At 37.5% G+C, this 20,334-nt stretch carries 22 protein-coding genes and 1 other RNA gene; 5 read left to right on the top strand and 18 right to left on the bottom strand.

Going from position 1 to position 20,334, the window contains the following annotated elements; genetic code table 11:
- Positions 1–92 precede the first annotated feature (92 nt).
- The 4 genes from CBF31_RS10355 to CBF31_RS10340 form a co-directional block, all read right to left on the bottom strand.
- Complete coding sequence (locus tag CBF31_RS10355; RefSeq protein WP_170167948.1) at positions 93–1,475, bottom strand: aldehyde dehydrogenase family protein; 1,383 nt, start codon at positions 1,473–1,475, stop codon at positions 93–95.
- Positions 1,476–1,582: 107 nt separating this feature from the next.
- A complete protein-coding gene (locus CBF31_RS10350) occupies positions 1,583–2,341 on the bottom strand; it encodes a 16S rRNA (uracil(1498)-N(3))-methyltransferase (protein WP_126832727.1) in 759 nt (252 codons plus the stop codon).
- A 3-nt stretch (positions 2,342–2,344) separates the two neighbouring features.
- Complete coding sequence (gene prmA / locus CBF31_RS10345; RefSeq protein WP_126832724.1) at positions 2,345–3,295, bottom strand: 50S ribosomal protein L11 methyltransferase; 951 nt, start codon at positions 3,293–3,295, stop codon at positions 2,345–2,347.
- Between the two features lie 12 nt (positions 3,296–3,307).
- A complete protein-coding gene (locus CBF31_RS10340; RefSeq protein ID WP_126832722.1) occupies positions 3,308–3,787 on the bottom strand; it encodes a DUF3013 family protein in 480 nt (159 codons plus the stop codon).
- A 173-nt stretch (positions 3,788–3,960) separates the two neighbouring features.
- Here CBF31_RS10340 and CBF31_RS10335 point away from each other — a divergent pair, with 173 nt between their 5' ends.
- The 4 genes from CBF31_RS10335 (at position 3,961) to CBF31_RS10320 (ending at position 6,325) form a co-directional block, all read left to right on the top strand.
- Positions 3,961–5,229 (top strand): replication-associated recombination protein A, encoded by a 1,269-nt coding sequence (locus CBF31_RS10335; protein ID WP_126832720.1) that lies wholly within the window; start codon positions 3,961–3,963, stop codon positions 5,227–5,229.
- A gap of 66 nt (positions 5,230–5,295) precedes the next feature.
- Positions 5,296–5,484: non-coding RNA, 6S RNA (ssrS, locus tag CBF31_RS10330), on the top strand.
- A 68-nt stretch (positions 5,485–5,552) separates the two neighbouring features.
- On the top strand, positions 5,553–5,837 hold the full coding sequence (locus CBF31_RS10325) for a hypothetical protein (RefSeq protein ID WP_126832718.1): 285 nt from the start codon (positions 5,553–5,555) through the stop codon (positions 5,835–5,837).
- 23 nt (positions 5,838–5,860) lie between these two features.
- Positions 5,861–6,325: a universal stress protein gene (locus CBF31_RS10320; RefSeq protein WP_126832716.1), complete on the top strand. Its 465-nt coding sequence runs from the start codon at positions 5,861–5,863 to the stop codon at positions 6,323–6,325.
- 93 nt (positions 6,326–6,418) lie between these two features.
- Here the strand turns inward: CBF31_RS10320 and CBF31_RS10315 are convergent, their stop codons facing one another.
- From CBF31_RS10315 to CBF31_RS10270, 10 genes are all read right to left on the bottom strand, one after another.
- Positions 6,419–7,603, bottom strand: a complete 1,185-nt coding sequence (locus tag CBF31_RS10315; RefSeq protein WP_126832714.1) for an acetate/propionate family kinase — start codon at positions 7,601–7,603, stop codon at positions 6,419–6,421.
- A gap of 23 nt (positions 7,604–7,626) precedes the next feature.
- Entirely contained in the window at positions 7,627–8,637 is a 1,011-nt protein-coding gene (locus CBF31_RS10310) for a class I SAM-dependent methyltransferase (protein WP_126832712.1), read from the bottom strand.
- 204 nt (positions 8,638–8,841) lie between these two features.
- Positions 8,842–9,510: an amino acid ABC transporter permease gene (locus CBF31_RS10305; protein WP_245977959.1), complete on the bottom strand. Its 669-nt coding sequence runs from the start codon at positions 9,508–9,510 to the stop codon at positions 8,842–8,844.
- On the bottom strand, positions 9,510–10,367 hold the full coding sequence (locus CBF31_RS10300; RefSeq protein ID WP_126832710.1) for a transporter substrate-binding domain-containing protein: 858 nt from the start codon (positions 10,365–10,367) through the stop codon (positions 9,510–9,512). Before CBF31_RS10300 ends, CBF31_RS10305 begins: the two co-directional genes overlap by 1 nt.
- Positions 10,367–11,824 carry an amidase gene (locus tag CBF31_RS10295; protein WP_126832708.1) on the bottom strand — a complete coding sequence of 486 codons (1,458 nt, stop codon included), beginning with the start codon at positions 11,822–11,824 and terminating at the stop codon, positions 10,367–10,369. The genes CBF31_RS10300 and CBF31_RS10295 overlap by 1 nt, the downstream gene beginning before the upstream one ends.
- A 172-nt stretch (positions 11,825–11,996) precedes the next feature.
- On the bottom strand, positions 11,997–12,611 hold the full coding sequence (locus CBF31_RS10290) for a DUF1054 family protein (protein WP_126832706.1): 615 nt from the start codon (positions 12,609–12,611) through the stop codon (positions 11,997–11,999).
- 98 nt (positions 12,612–12,709) lie between these two features.
- Positions 12,710–13,663: a siderophore ABC transporter substrate-binding protein gene (locus tag CBF31_RS10285; RefSeq protein WP_126832704.1), complete on the bottom strand. Its 954-nt coding sequence runs from the start codon at positions 13,661–13,663 to the stop codon at positions 12,710–12,712.
- A 57-nt stretch (positions 13,664–13,720) separates the two neighbouring features.
- On the bottom strand, positions 13,721–14,482 hold the full coding sequence (locus CBF31_RS10280) for an iron ABC transporter ATP-binding protein (protein ID WP_126832702.1): 762 nt from the start codon (positions 14,480–14,482) through the stop codon (positions 13,721–13,723).
- Position 14,483: 1 nt separating this feature from the next.
- Positions 14,484–15,452 (bottom strand): iron chelate uptake ABC transporter family permease subunit FitB, encoded by a 969-nt coding sequence (fitB, locus tag CBF31_RS10275; RefSeq protein ID WP_126832700.1) that lies wholly within the window; start codon positions 15,450–15,452, stop codon positions 14,484–14,486.
- Entirely contained in the window at positions 15,449–16,396 is a 948-nt protein-coding gene (locus tag CBF31_RS10270) for an ABC transporter permease (RefSeq protein ID WP_126832698.1), read from the bottom strand. The genes fitB and CBF31_RS10270 overlap by 4 nt, the downstream gene beginning before the upstream one ends.
- Before the next feature lie 195 nt (positions 16,397–16,591).
- Here CBF31_RS10270 and CBF31_RS10265 point away from each other — a divergent pair, with 195 nt between their 5' ends.
- On the top strand, positions 16,592–17,062 hold the full coding sequence (locus tag CBF31_RS10265; RefSeq protein WP_170167947.1) for a YueI family protein: 471 nt from the start codon (positions 16,592–16,594) through the stop codon (positions 17,060–17,062).
- 30 nt (positions 17,063–17,092) lie between these two features.
- Here CBF31_RS10265 and dinB read toward each other — a convergent pair whose 3' ends face one another.
- The 4 genes from dinB to CBF31_RS10245 form a co-directional block, all read right to left on the bottom strand.
- Entirely contained in the window at positions 17,093–18,202 is a 1,110-nt protein-coding gene (gene dinB / locus CBF31_RS10260) for a DNA polymerase IV (RefSeq protein WP_126832694.1), read from the bottom strand.
- Positions 18,203–18,280: 78 nt separating this feature from the next.
- Positions 18,281–18,910, bottom strand: coding sequence for a uridine kinase (gene udk, locus CBF31_RS10255; RefSeq protein ID WP_126832692.1), 630 nt, complete (start codon positions 18,908–18,910; stop codon positions 18,281–18,283).
- Between the two features lie 98 nt (positions 18,911–19,008).
- A complete protein-coding gene (locus CBF31_RS10250) occupies positions 19,009–19,734 on the bottom strand; it encodes a pseudouridine synthase (protein WP_126832690.1) in 726 nt (241 codons plus the stop codon).
- A gap of 75 nt (positions 19,735–19,809) precedes the next feature.
- Entirely contained in the window at positions 19,810–20,238 is a 429-nt protein-coding gene (locus tag CBF31_RS10245) for a hypothetical protein (protein WP_126832688.1), read from the bottom strand.
- Positions 20,239–20,334 lie beyond the last annotated feature (96 nt).

Raw genomic sequence — 20,334 nt, 5'->3', positions numbered from 1 at the left:
ACCCTCATTTAATCGTGGTTATATGTTATTTCATTATACAAAGTTTACCTAGCCTTTTCAATCATAGCCCCTTGATAAGCCAAGGTTTCTCGTTATTTTAAAAAGAAGCGAATAACTTTCTCTTTCCTTTTAGAATATGTTGGGTTCATCAGTGGCAACCGAATGAAACTACTTCTTTTTAGAATTGATTTTTGGTGCGTAAAGCACTCAAAACTTGCCTTACCATGATACTGTCCCATCCCAGACTGTCCTACACCACCAAAAGGTAAATGACTATTGGCAAGATGAAGAATAGTATCGTTAACCGTACTCCCGCCAAAAGAAAGACGTGTTGTAAGATAACTTGCTTCTTTACTATTTTGAGTAAATGGATAAAAGGCAAGAGGTTTCTCCTTGGATTCGATAAACTGAAGCGCTTCTTCCAACGTTTCATAACTCAAAATTGGTAACACAGGTCCAAATATCTCTTCTTCCATCGATGCAAGTGGTGTTGTAATCGTCCCTTTAAGTACTGTTGGAGCGACATAACGCTTTTCTTTATCAACCTGCCCCCCAACCACTACATGCGCCTGGTCTTGTTTAATTAACTGTTCTAATCTTATAATCGCACGTTCATTAGCTAATCGACCATACTCTTCTGAATAAAGTGGGGCTACTCCGTAAAAAGCAATCAGTTGCTGTTTTACTAACATGATGAACTCCTCATGGTACTTTTTATCTACCAAGCAATAGTCTGGTGCAACACACGTTTGACCGGCATTTAAAAATTTCCCCCATACTACACACTCCGCAGCGTGAGCTAATTTAGCTTTATCTGTTACAAGTGCCGGACTCTTCCCCCCTAACTCTAACGTTACAGGAGTTAAATGGCGACTCGCCGCTGCCATCACACTTCTCCCAACGGTTGAACTTCCTGTAAAAAAGAGTTTATCAAATCGGTGAGTCAACACCTCAGTATTTATTTCTTTATTGCCTTCAAAAAAGAAAAGATACTCTTCTGGAAAGGTCGCTGACATTATCTTTATCAACACCTCATTAATTTTAGGAGTTGATTCTGACAATGCAACCATCGCTACATTTCCACCAGCAATGGCTCCAACTAACGGGTCTAAACTTAATAATAACGGATAATTAAAAGCACTGATAATAAATACTTGCCCTAACGGTTCAGCCTGCGTGTAGCTAGTTGCAGGTAATAAAAAAAGAGGGGTTTTAACACGCTGTTTCTTTTGCCAAACCGAGAGTTTTTTATGCATAAGATCTATGCTCTCATACAACACGCCCAACTCTGACATATACGTTTCCAGTGGATGCTTCCCTAAATCTTGCTCCATCGCTTCGACAAGAGCTCCCTCATTAGCCTTTAAAACTGCTTTTAATTGCTTTAGGCTTTGCTTTCTATAGGTAACCTCTTTGGTCTGTCCTGTTTTATAAAAGGCATTTTGCTTAGAGATGATGTCTTCCACACTAAACATTCGATACCCCTCCTTCATGACTTAATTTTTATCTACTATTATATCACACTCACTAATGTCAAATCGTACTAAAAAAAGGTCGAACCCTAATGGGCCGACCTTTAAAATTAAACTAATAAATCAAAGTGATAACTTGCTGCACCTAGTAGATAAAGCGGCGCTGTTTCTGCTCGTAAAATGCGAGGTCCTAAAGCACAGACATTGCCACCTAGAGCTTGGAAGGTTTCAATCTCATTAGGAGATAACCCACCTTCTGGTCCAAAGATAACAAGCAACCGTTGGTTAGGCTGAATTGTTTGGAAGGTCTTAACTAATTCACCAGCTTCACCTTGTTTAGCCGATTCCTCATATGCAATTAAAATGGCATCGTAATCTGAAAAAACTGCTTCAAACTCTTTCGCTTTTTCATACAAGGATACAGTAGGTTGGACATGACGATGAGACTGCTCAGCAGCTTCCTTAGCAATTTTAGTTAGACGTTCCTGACGTTTCGCCAACTTTTTACCATCCCATTTTACAACAGAGGTTTGACCTGGAAAGCCGACAAAGCGACTCGCACCCATCTCTGTTCCTTTTTGAACCACTAGATCAAGCTTGTCCCCTTTTGTATACCCACACGCAATTGTGATAGCAATCGGCAACTCTTTTTCTTGCGTCTCTTTTTCAATCTCCTTAAGTAAAATAGCTTCTGCACCAATCTCCGTTACTTCTGCTACAACTGCTACTGAGTCACTGAAAACAAGATAACATTTATCTGATACTTTCATACGCATCACATGAGCGGCATGATGAAAATCGTCACCCGTCAATTTTAACGGCTCACCCTGACTTGCATCATAGGATTCTTCCAAAAAATAACGTTGCATCGCTTACTCTCCTTCAACTGGTTTTGTTAAGATAATACCAAACCAATCCCCTTGTTGTAGAATTTCTGATACGGTAAAACCAATTTCTTTTAACGCATCCATAACTTCTTCTTTTTTATCTTGGATAATACCTGAAACGATGAATTTACCGCCAGGCTTAACGATGTTCCAAGCATCTGGAATTAAACGTAAAATAATTTCAGCTAAAATATTAGCAACGACAACATCCGCTTGAATCGATACTCCATTTAATAAATCGTTCGCACTCACTTGCACGTCTGATGCAACGGGATTCATGTCCATGTTTTCTTGTGCTGAAGCCACTGCTACTTCATCTAAGTCATAAGCATAGACTTTATCCGCACCTAGATGCTTGCTGGCGATACTTAAGACACCTGAACCTGTTCCTACATCTAAAACTGTCTCTCCACCGCGTAACACGATTTCAAGAGCATGTAGACTCACCATTGTCGTTGGATGTGTTCCTGTTCCAAAAGCCATACCTGGATCAAGTTTGATAATTTTTTCATCAGGATTTTTAACCTCATAGTCTACCCAGTTTGGTACAACTGTTAAATAGCGGCTAATGTTAACAGGGTGATAATATTTTTTCCAAGCCGTTGCCCAGTCATCCTCTGCTACTTCATTAATTTCTAGTTTATTTTCACCTATTGCTAACCCATATTCTGGCAATTTAGCAATACGTTCTTTGATAGTCGGTAGTAATTCTGGTAAGAATATTGTCTCTGGGAAGTAAGCCATAACCATTGCCCCTTCAGAGATATGGTCAATGGTTTCGGCATCTAATAATTCACCATAAGCATCGCCTACAAAATTTTCAATATCTAATGCATCTTCAATTGCGACACCACTCGCACCGACTTCCATCATAATGTTGGAAACCGCTTCAACCGCTTCACTCGCTGTCGTTACTTTTAATTCTGTCCATCTCATTGTCGTCACCTCTTAATATTTTGGATAGGCTGTGTAGTCTGTTAAGCCAGTCACTTCTGATAATACTTTTTCAAATGCGGCGTTATCCCATTTAAGTTCAAATACTTCCGCTTCTTCATCACCTAAGAAATCTAATAAATCACTTTCACCCTCAGTTAACACGTCTTTAAAATAAGTCGCCACTGCTACAAGAACACGTTTTTGAATCCCTTTTTTACCTTCATAAGGAATCATCGCTAAGTACTCTTCTTCATTTGGTGTGAATTTATCTGGATTATATAATACTAAACTGTCTTCAAATTCAATAACCTCTTCTTCAGAATGAACACCTTCTGTATCTTCAATCGCTTGGTCTGTTTGATTTTGAGCATAAATAACTCCAATCACTTCTACCGTATGATTTTTTGTATTCCAATCAATCGCGAAATCGTAATCGCCAAATTTTTTCTCTAATTGTGCTTCTAAAAAGTACAACATATTATCTTTTTTCATCGTTTCATCCCTCTCTCTTTAACCGACCTTTTAAATCGTCAGCAAGTCCTTTTCCTATTATAACGATTTCTAGGTTAAAAGGCGACTACTCTTTTCAAATCTGTTAAGGCAAGGTCACGATAAAATCTATGTTATAATAGGAACATTACATTTAACAAATAAGGAGAGATAATATGCATCAACCACTTGCTTTTCGTATGCGCCCCAAAACTTTAGAAGATGTTGTAGGACAACACCATTTGGTCGGCGAAGGAAAAATTATTAGACGCATGGTTCAAGCCGAAATGTTATCCTCTATGATTTTATATGGCCCACCAGGCACAGGGAAAACAAGTATCGCAAGTGCCATAGCAGGCTCAACTCAATTCGCTTTTCGCATGTTAAATGCTGCGACTGATACTAAAAAAGATTTACAAATCGTTGCCGAAGAAGCAAAAATGAGCGGCACTGTCATTTTATTACTAGATGAGATCCATCGCCTAGATAAAACTAAACAAGATTTCCTACTGCCTCATTTAGAAAATGGGAAAATCATTTTAATCGGTGCGACGACTGAAAATCCTTATATTAACATCAATCCTGCCATTAGGAGCCGGACACAAATTTTTGAAGTCAAACCCTTAACAGAAGACGATATCGTCAGTGCGATTACGGCTGCACTCCATGATAAAGAACGAGGGTTAGGTAACGAAACTATTGTCATCGAAGACTTGGCACTCATTCACCTTTCACGCGCGACTAATGGTGACTTGCGTAGCGCTTTAAACGGTTTAGAATTAGCTGTTAAATCAACAGAACCTGACGAAGACGGTACGATTACCATTACGCTAGCTATCATCGAAGAATGTATCCAGTTGAAATCACTAACACACGATAAAAATGGTGACGGTCATTACGATGTTATCTCTGCCCTTCAAAAATCAATTCGAGGCAGTGACGTTAATGCTGCTCTTCATTATTTAGGTCGATTAGTTGAAGCAGGCGATTTATTTATTATCTGTCGACGCTTAATGGTGATTGCTTATGAAGACATTGGTTTAGGAAATCCCCCTGCTGCAGCACGAACAGTTAGTGCTGTCCAAGCTGCTGAAAAATTAGGATTTCCAGAAGCACGGATACCTCTAGCAAATGCTGTTGTTGATTTATGCCTATCCCCTAAATCAAACTCAAGTTATGTCGCACTTGATGCAGCTATCGCCGATATCAGAGATGGTAAAGCAGGTTTCATCCCTGACCATCTAAAAGATAGCCACTACAAAGGGGCAAAGGACTTGAACCGCGGAGTCGATTACCAATATCCTCATGCTGTTTCATCTGGCTGGGTAAAACAACAGTACTTACCTGATAAATTACGAAACGCGCGCTACTATGAACCTAAATTAACAGGTAAATACGAGCAAGCACTCGCTCAGCGTTATCATGAAATAACAAAATTATCTTAAAAATAACGATGGCAAGAGAAAGTGTTTCCATTGAAGACTTCGTAGTCCTATGCTATTATAGAGATGGGTAATCTGTGATGTTCGAGTCACTCCACTCTGTGTTGACCGAACAATTTTAGTATTACATCGGGATTCAACGAATTCAAAAGGAAAACAAGCCTTATCTCTTGGTAGTTTGACATTTGGATAGCGAAGCCCACCTGCTTACTGCGGGATCAATACTACGGCGTGATCAACGGCATCGACGGACACTACCCACAATTAAGACATCCTAAGCAATTTGCTCAAGCAAGTTGCTTTTTATTCTATTAAGGAGCTTTACCATGATTAGAATTTTACTCGCTATTATTATTATCGTGTTACTTATTACTGCAAAATACTTAAATTCACACTCAGAGTCCATCTGCAAAATATTCGGCACAACTGAAGAAGATAGTCAGACTATCGATAAAACGTTACAGAAATTCAGTAAAGCCTGCTTGCTTTTTAGCGCTTTAGGTCTAGCTGCATTCTTACTAAATCACCAATTGATTGCCATTATCTATATCTGTTTAGTGATTTTAACATCTGCTATTTTTAGTATTAAATTTGCTAAATCACTTTCTTAAAATTATGAAATGAGGTGTTTGACATGTTTGAACAATACGAAACAATTTTAGTTGCAGTCGACGGATCAGATGAAGCGGAGCTCGCTTTCAAAAAAGCGGTCAACGTTGCTAAACGAAACAACGCCAAATTAATCTTGGCACACATTATCGACACACGTGCTTTCCAAACTATCTCATCTTTTGATGAAGACTTAGCGCAACAGGCAACAGAGATGGCTAAGAAAACCTTAGATGAATTAGTAAGTTACGCTAATCTTCAAGGACTAGAAACAATTGAGCCTATCGTAGAATACGGCACACCTAAGACTTTAATTTCTCGTCAATTACCTGATGACTACAATGTAGACTTAATCATGATTGGTGCAACAGGCTTAAATGCTGTGGAACGTCTATTAATTGGGTCAGTATCAGAATATGTTATCCGTCACGCTCACTGTGATGTCCTTGTTGTTAGAACAGATTTAGAAAACAAACAAACTGAAGAGTAATTTTAATAAGCCTCCTCTTATTTTAAGAGAAGGCTTATTTTTTTATAAAAAAAGGTAGAAGTCCTAAGACTTCTACCTTTTAATTAATAGTTATTAGTTTTTTAACGCTTCAACGTCACGAGCAATCATAACTTCTTCGTCAGTTGGGATTAATAATACTTTAACTTTTGAGTCGTCAGTTGAGATAACAACTTCTTTACCACGAACATTGTTTTTCTCTTTATCAACTTCACAACCGAACCAAGTGATGCCGTTAATGATTTCTTCACGAACTTCAACACCATTTTCACCAATACCTGCAGTGAAGACAATTGCGTCAACACCGTTCATAGCAGCAATGTAGCTACCAATGTATTTTTGAACGCGATTGTTAAAGATTTCTAATGCTAATTTAGCATTTTCTGAATCTGATTCTTCAACTTCACGCATGTCGCTTGAAATACCTGATAAACCAAGTAAACCTGATTTTTTATTTAAGATATCAACCATATCTTTAATATCTGTTAAGCCTTCTTTTTCCATTAAGTATGGTAATAATGATGCATCAATATCTCCAGCACGAGTTCCCATAGTAACACCTGCAAGTGGTGTGAATCCCATAGAAGTATCGATTGATTTACCACCATCAACGGCAGTGATTGACGCACCGTTACCTAGGTGACATGTAATAATTTTAAGGTCTTTGATGTCTTTACCTAACATATCAGCAGCACGATCAGCTACATAACGGTGGCTAGTACCGTGAGCACCATATTTACGTGCTTGATATTTATCATAGTATTCCATTGGGATACTGTATAAGTAGTTTACAGCTGGCATTGTTGTATGGAATGATGTATCAAATACAGCAACGTTTACAGCTCCAGGAACTAATTTTTGGAAAATACGAATAACTTTAGCTTCAGCTGGGTTATGTAATGGTGCAAATTCAGCAAGAGCTTCGATTTTAGCTAACGCTTCGTCATCGATTAAAGCTGACTCTTTGAAGTCTTCTCCACCGGCAACAACACGGTGTCCAGCACCAGTGATTTCATCGAATGAACCGATGATGTTTAATTCGATCATTTTTTCGAAAATGCGGCTTACAGCAAATTCGTGATCGTTAATGTCTAATGTTTCATTGAATTTTTCGCCTTCACCATATTTGATTGTGAAGATAGAATCGTTTAAACCAATTCTTTCAACGATACCTGACGCGATTACTTCTTCTTGTGGCATTTCGAATAATTGCCATTTTAAACTTGAACTACCAGCATTGATTGCGATTGTTTTTGACATGTTTAAAGCACTCCTTTTGTTTGTTAGATTAAGTTTTTGTTCTTCCACGTACTGAATTCTTTGAAAAATTGTTGCACTTGCTGTCCATCTTTAAGCGAAGGGACGTCTGCTAGCAGGACTTCTTTGGCCTGTTTACTTACATCACCACGATTTTGGATGATGATAATTGATTTACGTGATTGTTTATTTTTAAATAAGCTCTCCGGCAACTGCAAGACCCCTTGCAAGTATACCTTCTCTGTCAACCATGTTTTAAGTTCAGAAGCTTGGTCTGTTTCTAAGAAGTTACTTGGAACTAAGAACAGTCCGAAACCATCTTCCTTCACATAATTCATGCTTTGCTCCATTAATAAATGGTGCGCATAACTATGCCCTTCCTCCGTGCTTGTCACAAACTTACTCGCTTGCTCATCATGAGGATAGTAACCAATTGGCAGATCCGCAATCGCTACATCACCAGGTTCGATTAATAAGTGTTGCATACTATCTTGATGATACAACTGAACAGCTTGTTCTAACCATTCTGTTGTAACAGCAGTCACAGCTAACAATGTATCGTCTACATCAATCCCATTCCCTTGCGTGTGATAACCTGCTAATTGCAAGTTTGTCATCACCGTTAGGAGTAGATTGCCCATTCCAACAGTTAAATCATTGATAATAAGTGGCTTGTCCTTTTGTGGACTTAGTTGTTCCACTAAGTAGACAAATAGAAAGCCCAAAGTATCAGGTGTTAACTGATGATTAGGTTGTAGTTGTTCAGACATTGTCCCTTTAAGAAGTAACAATTGGCTAACTTTACGACGTTCTTCTACTTCAAGCTCTAATACTTTGAACTCTTGGTATAAAGATTCGATTTTAGTTTTTGTTTCATCATCGGGTAAATTATCTTCTACACGCACTTGATAATCATCGTTCATGTTTTCGCCGTTTTCAATGTAGGCATCTACAAAAGAAATAGTTAAAGACGACTGTAACAATTGAATGGCGTTGTCTAGTAAATTAAAACCTGATTCAATCTTATTTTGAGGCATTCTCTCATCTCTTTCCTTTGTATAATATAACAATTTATGTACCTTACCCATTTTAGCGAAATTACTAGCAATATTCAAGCTTTTTAGCTACTTATCTTATTTATCTTCTAATCCTCTATTGCGGTATTTTCGACTAAAACTAATACACATCTCAAACCTGATTTCTCTACTTGGTTTAAGATGTGCATTTTCTTATATTTAATTTTATGCCATTAATTTAAAGCGCTTTTCTAATTGTTTTTGACCTGAGCTAATCCCAATACACAATAACCAATAAATAATCGCGACGAGAATATATAAACTCATGTAATCAAATTCGCGACCACCGATAATTTTTGCTTTTTGAAACATCTCTGGCACAGTTATCATCGCCGCTAAAGAGGTCCCTTTTACCAAATCCATCGCCACGTTCCCTAAAGCTGGCAATGCTAGACGAAATGCTTGCGGCATTATAATATGACCAATCACCTGTGTAAATGACATCCCAAGTGAGCGCGCCGCATCCCACTGTCCCTCATCAACGCCCAAGATTGCCCCACGGTATATCTCTCCGATAAAAGCACTACTTGTTAAAGTAAAACAAATAATCACAGCTTGTAGGGCACTCAACTGAATGGGTAAACCAAAGTACAATAGGAATAATAAAACTAAACCCGGTACACCTCTTAAAAATGACAAATAAAATTTAATAATCAATTGTACTATTTTTAAGGGCAGTAATCCTAGTACAGCTAGAACTATTCCGACAATGTTTCCCAATATAAACGTCACCACACTAATCCCTATCGTATAAGGTAACCCTTGCAAAATATAAGGAAGAGAGTCAATCATCAAACTCACATTAATTTTTGGAACGTAAACCATGGCTAACATTAGTCCACTTCCACTCGACGATCAATTTTCACTTTGGGTTCTACCGAAACATCCGTATCGAAGAACTGTTTTGAAATTTTAGTTAACGTTCCATCATCTTTCATCTCATTTAATACGCCATCAATTTTTTCACGTATCGCTTTATGTTCTTTTAGATATAAAAACCCTGATGTTGAGGCATTAAAGTAAACATCTTCTAAAATTTTAACAGGGATATCTGGCAACGCACCCACTGACATTTTTTGTAAATAGTAATCATTAATAATCACATCAGTACGTCCATTAGCTACATCAGTTAAATACTGGTCATTTGTAGCATTGTCATAACTTACTAACTCCGCTCCAAATTGCTCCGCCATCTTCATGTAACCTGTTGTACCTTCACCTGCTGCTTTCTTTCCTTTTAAATCTTCTAACTCTTTAATACCTGAATTATCACTTTTACGTACAATCATACTATCAAAAGAATGTTTCAATGGAACTGATAACGCAAATGTTTTTTCACGTTTTTCATTCATTGAAGAATCATTGGCTACAAAATCAGCCGTTCCTTTTTTTAATGATGCGATCGTACCATCTACATTGTATTCTTTAAATTCAGCTTCAACACCTAAGCGTTTCGCCACTTCTTTAGCAATTTCAACATCGTAACCTGTTAATTCATTCTTATCATTGTAATATGATGACGGGAATAAAGTACCTGATGTCGCCACAACCATTTTTTTAGCTTCTTCAACTTTTGACCAACTGTCATCTTTCGGTGCAGCTTTCTCTTTATCTTCCTTGGGTGATGAGCACCCCACTAATAATACACTTGCCGCTACAATTCCTAATCCTACTAACCAACTTTTTTTCATTATATTGTCCCACTTTCTTTTCTATAATAATCAGGTAAAATAAATTGATTGTTCACTTCAAATTCTCGACCCACTTGAAATAAAAGATCTTCTCGACCTTTTGATGCCATAAACTGAACTCCTACTGGTAACCCTAATGGACTAACGTAAATAGGTAAACTGATGGACGGTTGACCCGTCAAATTAGCTAACTGAGTGTACGGTGTAATTTTCAAACTGTCATGAAACATATCAAAAACAACCTGTTCTAATTCTTCCAAACTAGCTGACTCCGCTTTTGACAATCGCTGTCTAATCGCGTCACTTTGTAAATCAGTCTCTAGCTTCGGTGCCACTCCAGTAGCAGTTGGCGATAAAAACAAATCAAACGTTTCAAATAATTGCTCCATCTGATAGGCCGCTGCATCCCATTTTCCTAGAGCCGAGATATAGTCCTTCGCCTTCATTTTTTTACCATATTGATAAATCCCCCAACTCATGGGTTCCATATCATCTACTTGAAGTGCTCTTCCTAAGCCTTGTTCAATCTGAGACATCATATTATCCGTCTCAGCTCCGTTCATTTGATAATAACTTTGGATGAGCATCATCCCATCTACTGGATACGGTATCTCAACAAGCTCGTGACCTTGATTAGCTAAAAAATCACAGGCACTATAGTAAGCTTCCATTGCCTCATCGGAGACTTTATTACCAATTGGAGACGTGGCACAACATGCAATTCTTAACTGTTTTTTCGACGTATTTTCTTTTAACAATGGTGCTTGATAAGGTGCTGCTACATGATTACCTTGCATATTTTTGAATAATGTTTCTGTATCACGCATCGAAACCGTTAGTGCAAAATTAATAGAAGCGCCTTGCCAATCTCTCCATCCTGAAGGACCTGTTGGCATACTTCCTCGTGTTGGTTTTAAGCCAATTACACCTGAAAAACTCGCGGGTATCCGAATAGAACCACCACCATCACTCGCTGCCGCTATTGGATACATCCCACTAGCAAGAGCCGAAACTGCTCCACCACTAGACCCACCCGCATGATAATCCGTATGCCACACATTTTTTGTTGCGCCATAAAGTTTTGGGTCTGTTACATTTTTAAACCCGAACTCCGGGGCATTTGTTTTACCAAAAGGGATAAACCCATTTTTTTCTAAACGCTCTACAAAAAAGTCAGTCCGACTACTCCTTACCTCTTTAAATAAATGAGAGCCTGAGGTTGACCCCATGCCTGCTTTATCTTGTCCTAACATCTTAAGTGCAATCGGCACACCTCCAAAAGGACCTTCTATAACTGATTGTTCAGCTTGCTTCAATGCACAGGATAAATCATGCTCAACTACCGCATTGTACAACGGATTTAACCTTTCAATCTTTCGATTCGTTTCTTCTAATAATTCAACTGGCGACACATTCTTTTCACGAACTTGTTCCGCCCAAAACGTTGCGTCTCTCATGATGATCTCCTTTCCTACAACCATATTGATTATAGCAAGGCTCATTATTTGTGAAAGTAAATCTGCTTTTTTAACCTTTTATTCCCTTCTAACGCAACGCAAAAAAAAATTGCTCCTTGATATGATGGGATTTCTCCTTCATACAAAAGAACAATTTTGGTTTTTTCGTTTTTTAAACTTGGCTCATCGGGCGAGTTAGTTGATAGAATGGAACTAATTTAACATAGGTCTCAACCATATAATCTATTGCCTTTTCTGGTTGATTTAATAACTCATCTGTTTTAAGTAAGACGCGCCCTAATTGGAACTCTCCTTTTTTCACATCACGCCATCTTGTTAAAGCCGCCGTTAAATCGGCTTCTTTAAGAGAATGATAGGTATTAACCGTATGGTCCAAATTAATCATGAAATCTTCTGGCAGCGAAGCAAACAACTCCTCTTCTTTCATTAAAGCATCCGCCATCGCTTTTTCATTAAGCGGGTTATCAATAAACGATAGCCACATCACGATATACTCCACATTAATCCCTAACGTGAAATGGGGATACTTTTTATAGCCACGCTTATCGCCACCCATAGCGGACCAGGTGAAATCTGGTGCATTCGTCGTACGGCGTCTATGCTGGGCAATATGAATAATTAATTCCTCTCCCAATAACGGTTCTAACTCTTTAACCACGCGTTCATCTAACACTTGAAACTTCGGCTGAATGACACGTCTGACCTCTGCCATACGTTCATCTAAGCCTTCTACTTCAAATACATCAAAATCTTGATACTCAAACATTTTTTCACGTCCTCTTCTTCTCAGTCTTATTTATCATAGCATATCTTCTACTCAAATATAAAAAAGAAGCATGACCTAAGCCACACTTCCTTAATCGATTAGTTTAATGCTTTTTCAACATCTTCAAGCATTAATTCTGTACACTTAATACCGCCGCCTGATAAATACCATACATCCGGTGTTAAAGAGACCACTTTATTTGTTTGGCCTGCTTTTGTTTGAGCCACTAATTCATTTTTCGCTACATTATTTTGAGACGTATCGCCACCAATTGCTTTCGTACGGTCTACCACAAAAATAATATCAGGATTTTTTTCTAACACATATTCATAAGACACGGATTGACCATGTGTTGACGCTTCAATTTTATCATCAGCTACAGGGAAACCAAATGTATCATGAACGATACCGAAACGAGACCCTTCGCCATAAGCTGATAATTGACCTTCATTAACTAAGGTCGTCAATGTTTTCAACCCACTTGCTTGTGCTTCTTTTTTAACTGTTTTAATTTTATCTTCAATCGTTGCTATTTTTTCTTTCGCTACTTTTTCTTCGTCAAAGATTTTAGCTAACGTATTAATGTTGCTTACTGTTGATTCCCATGTTTTAGAACTATCTACTGATAAATAAACCGTTGGCGCAATCGCTTCAAGGTCTTTTTTATAATCTTCCTGACGTCCTGAAATTACGATTAAATCTGGTTTTAATTGATTAATTTTTTCTAAATCTGGTTCTTTAAGTCCACCAACTGATTCAACCTCTTTAAAACTTTCTAAGTACTTAGGTAAATTCTTTTGAGGAACCCCAATAACTGTATCCTCTTTCCCTAATTCACGAATCGTATCAAGTGATCCCATATCAAAGACCACTACTTTTTTCGGAGATTTAGGCACTTCAACTTTCCCTGATGCATCTTCCACAGTGATGACTTGACTAACCTTGTCACCCTCCGCATTATCCTTTTTATTATCAACAGACTTTGAACATCCTGCCATAACTAACATTCCTGCTAGTGCAATTCCAAATACTTTAAACTTTGTTCTTCTCATCATCTTAACCTTCATCCTTTCCGTTTTTAATTTCCTTTTTTAAGGTAGTTGATGCCATTAAGATTCATTAAAATAAAGACAGAAACGTTTGCCCTCTAACTCACACACACGAATACTCATGTCATATAAACTATCAAGGACTTCCTTTTGAATCACGTCATCCGTCGGGCCATGTTTATAGACTTGCCCATTCTTCATCGCCACAATTTCATCTGCGTAACTCGAAGCAAAATTAATATCATGTAACACAATGACAACCGTCTTGCCATGGTCATCTACCAAACGACGTAACGTCTGCATCATTTGAACCGCAAAGTTCATATCTAAGTTGTTAAGTGGCTCATCCAGTAAAATATAATCTGTATCTTGAGCAAATACCATTGCAATATACGCTCGTTGTAGTTGCCCGCCAGAAAGCGAATCAATCGGTTCATTTTGCAAATCCGTTAGACCAAGATACTCCAATGCCTCATCAATTTTTCGATTATCTTCTTTAGTCAGACGACCTTTACTATAAGGAAAACGACCAAAGGCAACTAACTCACGAACCGTAATTTTCAAAGTGACGGCATTCGCTTGTTTTAAAATTGATAATTTTTTAGCTAAGTCATTTTGTTTCCATGACTTTACTTCGTCCCCTGCCAGGTAAATCTCACCCGTATCTTTTTCAATCAAACGACTCATCATCGACAATAGTGTACTTTTACCTGCACCATTAGGTCCGATAAAGGCAGTTAATTTTCCTTCTGAAATTGGTAAATCAACATCTGTTACGACAGGTTTTTTACCGTACTTTTTGGATACTTTCTCAATTTTCATATTAACTTGCCTTCCTCTCACCTAAAATTTTTGTCACAAAGTAAATTCCGCCAATAAACTCAATCACTACACTCATCGTCGTATTCCAATGAAACACTTGCTCAACGAAAAATTGACCCACTACTAATAAAAGAATACCAATTAAGCTTCCACCAATAAATAACGACTGATGACGGAATGTCCCTAAGAATTGATACGTTAAATTTGCTACGATGAACCCTAAGAATGTAACAGGTCCTACCAGCGCTGTCGATAACGCAACAAGTAAACTAACCGCAATCAATAAGCGAAGTTGTAAGCTATCCACTGCCACACCTAAATTTAACGCCTTGTCTTTACCTAAATGTAAGACATCGAGTTGTGGTGCTTTAAGCCATAAATACACAATCGTGATAGCCATCAAGACACCTGCAACCGTCAATAAGGAAACATCGACATTCCCAAAACTTGCAAACAATTTCCCTTGCAACTTATCGTATTCATTTGGATCTAATAAGACTTGCATAAATGTACTAAAGCTACTAAAGAATGTACCTAAAATCATACCTATCATTAATAATAAAAATAAATTCTGTTGCCCTTTTTTTAATAAGAAATAAAATAAGACGGTACTCAAACCCACCATTAGCACCACATTCAACATAAACATAAAAGGACGATGCCCCATTAAACCAGCTGACTCTCTTCCCATAAAGAAAAATAAAATCGTCTGAATTAATATATAAAGCGAATCAAATCCTAAAATACTAGGCGTTAGAAAATGATTTTGTGTGATTGTTTGAAACGTTATCGTCGCATAACTGGTTGCTACGCCCACAAACATAAAAGCCAATAACTTTTTACCCCTAAGTTTTAACGCAAACTCCCAATTGCCGTACGTATGATAGGTTAAAAACAGCCAGCTCATGACAACAACAGCTACGACCAATAACAGTAGTTTCCCTCTCGTTGATAATCTACTTACTCTCATTTTCGTGCCCCCTTTAATAATAAGGCGATAAACATGATGCTACCAATCACCCCTACAACTAAACTAACTGGCACTTCATAAGGTTGAATAATTAACCTTGAGATGATATCACAGACAATCAAGAAACAACTCCCCGCACCTGCCGTCAACCAAATGGTTTGTTTCATTTGATCACCATAATAGAGTGATACTATGTTTGGAACAATAACACCAAGAAATGGTAACCCACCAATTGTAACGAGAACCACACTACTTGCTAAAGCAACAATCCCTAATCCGAATAATTGGATTACTTTATAATTTAAGCCAATCCCTGTTGCCATATCCTCTCCCATACCTGCAATCGTAAAATGATACGCATAAAGATAAGCAAGTATTAAAAGTGGCACTGTTAAATAAACAAGCTCATAGCCACCACGTGTAATCGTTGCAAAATTTCCCTGCAACCAAGATGACATATTTTGAACCAATTGGAGTTGATATGCAAAGAACGTGACAACCGAACCAATAATATTACCAAACATTAAGCCTACCAAAGGAACCATCACTTGATTTTTACGCGGTAACCGTTGAATAAGTTGGATAAATAATACGGTACCCAAAAAGGCAAAAAGAAAAGCAACACCCGACCGAACAAAGGTTGAACTATTCGGAAAAAAGACCATCGCAATCAATATCCCTAGACGCGCACTATCCATCGTGCCTGCAGTGGTTGGTGACACAAATTTATTTTGAGTGAGATGTTGCATAATCAACCCACACACACCACTTGTCGCACCAGCAATAATCAAGCTAGCTGTTCTTGGGACACGCGTGCTCCATAAAACTAATTTCTGTGTCTCATCCAACTGAAAGATATCTGTCACCGGGATGCTCTGAACACCTATAAATAACGAAGTAATCGCTAGTAGTATTAAACAAATAATAACAACACTTTTTTTCAAACCAGCGTCTCTCCTTTTTGTAATTGAGAATGATTTTCACTATCAATTGTAAGTGTAAGTAATTTATCCTTAAAAAGCAAGCGTTTTATGGGCGGTTTTAACAACTTCTCTTCGTAAATAGTTATGGTCTACTCAGACAGTATAAGTTTCCTATGATATAATAAACAAAAGATGATTACTATTAGGAGTGATACTATGGCCCAAAAAGATGTTCAAGATTACTTAGAAAAAGGGATGTATGGCACCCCTCAACTGAAACCTGAAGAAAAAAAACAATACTTAGGAACCTTTCGCGAACGCGTTTATTTAACCATGACGATTGCTGAAATGCGTGATAAAAAAAATGTAACTCATTTCAAACAAGAGCTACAAGACAACCCAGGACAGCAACTTTTATTAAATGCAGCCGCTGATTTTTCACTACAAAATGATTACATGGTCATTGCCCAAAAAGCAAACTGCCCATTCAAAATCATAGACAGTGATGAAGCCTTATCTGATGAAACAATCGGACTTGTCTACGCAGGCGATACAGCTGTTAATATTGAAAAAGTTGCCGTTTCTGAAAAATACGCCACTATCAGAACAAAAACAGAACCAGCAACACCTCCTACTGAACAAGCTGAAGAAAAAACAGGCTTTTTTGCCAAATTATTCAAAAAATAAAAAGCGACCTACTCCACAGTAGGCCGCTTTTTATTTTAACGGTAACACAATATTCTCATATTCTCTTGGAGCTAGGTTTGTAACTGTCACACCTAACAACCTGATTCCTCTTGCTATTTCACCTAACTCTTCCCATAATTCACTGGCATGGTAATAAATACTGTCAGCACTTGAAAGATAGTCCGTAATCGTATGTCGTCTTGTTATAGTCTCATAATCAGCATAACGAACTTTAAGCACGACAGTTTGGCCTTGTTTATCATTTTTTTTGAGCGAATCCGCGACCCTAGTGGATAGTTCTCTTAATTGTAACGTTACATCATTTTCAGATAGCAACGGCTTACTATACGTATTTTCCCTACCTAATGATTTACGTTCTCTATTTGGGTTGACGGGCGCATTATGAACCCCTCTCACTTTACGGTATAACTCATAGCCCATCTTGCCAAACTCTTGGATTAATTCCATTTCACTTTTTTGATAGAGATCCGCACCTGTAAAAATTTCTAATTCATGCATTCTGATAACCGTTTTCTTACCCACACCATGAAACTTTTCAATCGGAAGTTCCTTTAAAAAGTCTTCAGCTTCATCGGGTAACACAACCGTCAAGCCTCTAGGTTTTTCAAAATCTGATGCTAATTTAGCCAAAAATTTATTATAACTCACGCCAGCCGAGCACGTTAAATGCAACTCTTTCCAAATATCCAATTGAATTATTCGTGCCACCTTAATGGCACTTGTTGACCCCACTTTATTCTCCGTGACATCTAAATACGCTTCATCGAATGCCAACGGCTCAATGATATCCGTATAACGTCTAAAAATAGCATGAATTTGAGCCGATATCTCTTTATAATACTCCAAGTTCCCCTGAACAAAATTAGCTTCAGGACACAGTTCATAGGCTTTTTGAGCACTCATAGCAGAATGAATGCCATATTTTCTCGCCTCATAATTAGCTGTTGTGACAACCCCTTTGCCACCTGTCTGTTTGGGATGCCGAGCAATCACTAGCGGCTTACCAACTAACTCTGGATTATCTCGCTCTTCTACTGACGCATAAAAAGCATCCATATCTAAATGAATAATTTTTCGTGATAAATCGTTATTCAATGGAAAACGTAGCTCATTACTCATAACATCCCTCCTTTCCCTTTAATTATAAGCGAACACAAGTTCTTTATCAAACAAAAAAAACATACCCTAAAGGCATGTTTATTTGTTTAAGATACTTCCAATCTTAGTTGTCATTAAGTCGATAGCGACTTGATTTTCGCCACCTTCTGGAATAATGATATCTGCATATTTTTTAGTCGGTTCAATGAACTGAGTAAACATAGGTTTTACAACAGATAGATACTGGTCAATGACTGAATCTAATGTACGGCCACGTTCTTCCATATCACGCTTAATACGACGAATAATACGAATATCATCTTCTGTATCAACGTACACTTTGATATCCATTAAATCACGTAAACGCTCATCTTCTAAAATCAAGATTCCTTCTACGATGATTACTTCTTTTGGCTCTTGGTGAACGATTTTGTCACTTCTAGTATGTGCTTCATAATCATAGACAGGTTTATCGACCGCTTTAAATGCGATTAAATCCGTCAATTGTTCAATCAACAAATCTGTATCAAACGCAAAAGGATGATCATAATTTGTTTTTAAACGTTCTTCAAATGCTAAATGACTTTGATTTTTATAATAAGAGTCTTGCTCAAATAATAAAATAGAGTGGTCTTTAAACTCATTTAAAATAGCCTTACTTACACTTGTTTTGCCACTACCTGATCCACCCGTTACACCAATAACGATTGGCTTTGTCGACGTATCCATTTTTGATAAAACCCTCTTTCCGCATACTATTATCTTTATCTATACTAATCTATATTGCCTTCAGATTCAATCAAAAAATAACGTTTATGATTATATTTTTACTTTGAATTAAAAAACACATCTAATTTCTTTCGTTCGTCATCAGAAAAGAAACGATAGTTACCTAGTTCTAATGTCTCATCCAATAGAATAGGTCCGATACTCAAGCGTTTTAAATACGTGACCTTCTTCCCTACTGATAAAAACATTTTCTTCACCTGATGAAATTTCCCCTCATTTATATCTAGATAGCAATGACTTTCCTCTTCTGAACTCTCAATAATATGCAAGTCAGCAGGTCGACAAATAGGTCCATCCAAAAATTCGACTCCTTGCTTAAAATAAGCAGCATCTTCACTCGTGACTTCACCGTTCACACGGACTTCATAACGCTTCACAACTTTTTTGTCAGCCATCGCGAGTTGATAAGCGAGTTGACCATTATCTGTAATAAAGATGAGTCCCTCTGTATCTCGGTCCAACCTACCTACAGGAAATAGCCCTTCAACCTCACAGCCTTCACCTATTAAATCAATCACAGTTTGATGCTTGTTATCTCTCACTGCCGTGACAACACCTTGTGGCTTATTAAGCATAATATACCGATGCGCTTCCCCTTTTAAATGATTGCCTTTCACTCTAACTTCTTGAACAAAAGGGTCCACATTATAGTTAATAGCCATTACAACTTCACCATCAACGGTTACTTGTTTCGCTAACAATAATCGTTTTACTTGTTTTCTTGAGCCTTGTTTCTTCTCTTCTAAAAACTTATCCAGTCTCATACCGATAACTCACTTTCATTATCTTCTCTACAAAAAAACGCCCATCATAAATGATGGACGTTTCAAAAACGTCTATTATTTTAATAATAAGCTTGTCATACGTTGAATACAAAAAGCAATAACATCTGTTGTTTCGTCTTGCTCTTTTTCAGAAGCATCAAATTTTTCACGGTCAACTTTTCCTGCTGGTGCATCAATAGAATCTACCATATCTTTACATGCTGCTACGTATGATGTGTAGGCTTTTTCTAATTTTTTATGAATACCGATTACTTTAACAGGTGCTTTTAAAGTAGTGATAGTTGCAAGCATCTCTTCATAACGCGCTGCACCTGCTGAGAAGTTAGTGTGAACTTCAGTTAATCTTTCTGATGATAGCTCTTCATTGTTATCTAATGATGTTCTCACGTCAACGAAGAATGGGTTTAATTTATCCCCAATCGCTTCAGTTTCAGTTACGATATCATTTATCTTTTGTACGTAAAATCCTAAATTTGGTTTCATAATATAATCCTCTTTCTTTTTCCTCTTTTTAAAATCTACTCCTATTTTACACTGTTTCACCCAATAAAAAAAGGGGTGTTGCTAATAACATAGCTC

The organism is Vagococcus fessus, from assembly GCF_003987565.1.
In the GTDB taxonomy this organism is placed as follows: domain Bacteria; phylum Bacillota; class Bacilli; order Lactobacillales; family Vagococcaceae; genus Vagococcus_D; species Vagococcus_D fessus.
Note: the sequence above shows the minus strand (reverse complement) of the source record. Positions and strands in the feature narration are given on the sequence as shown.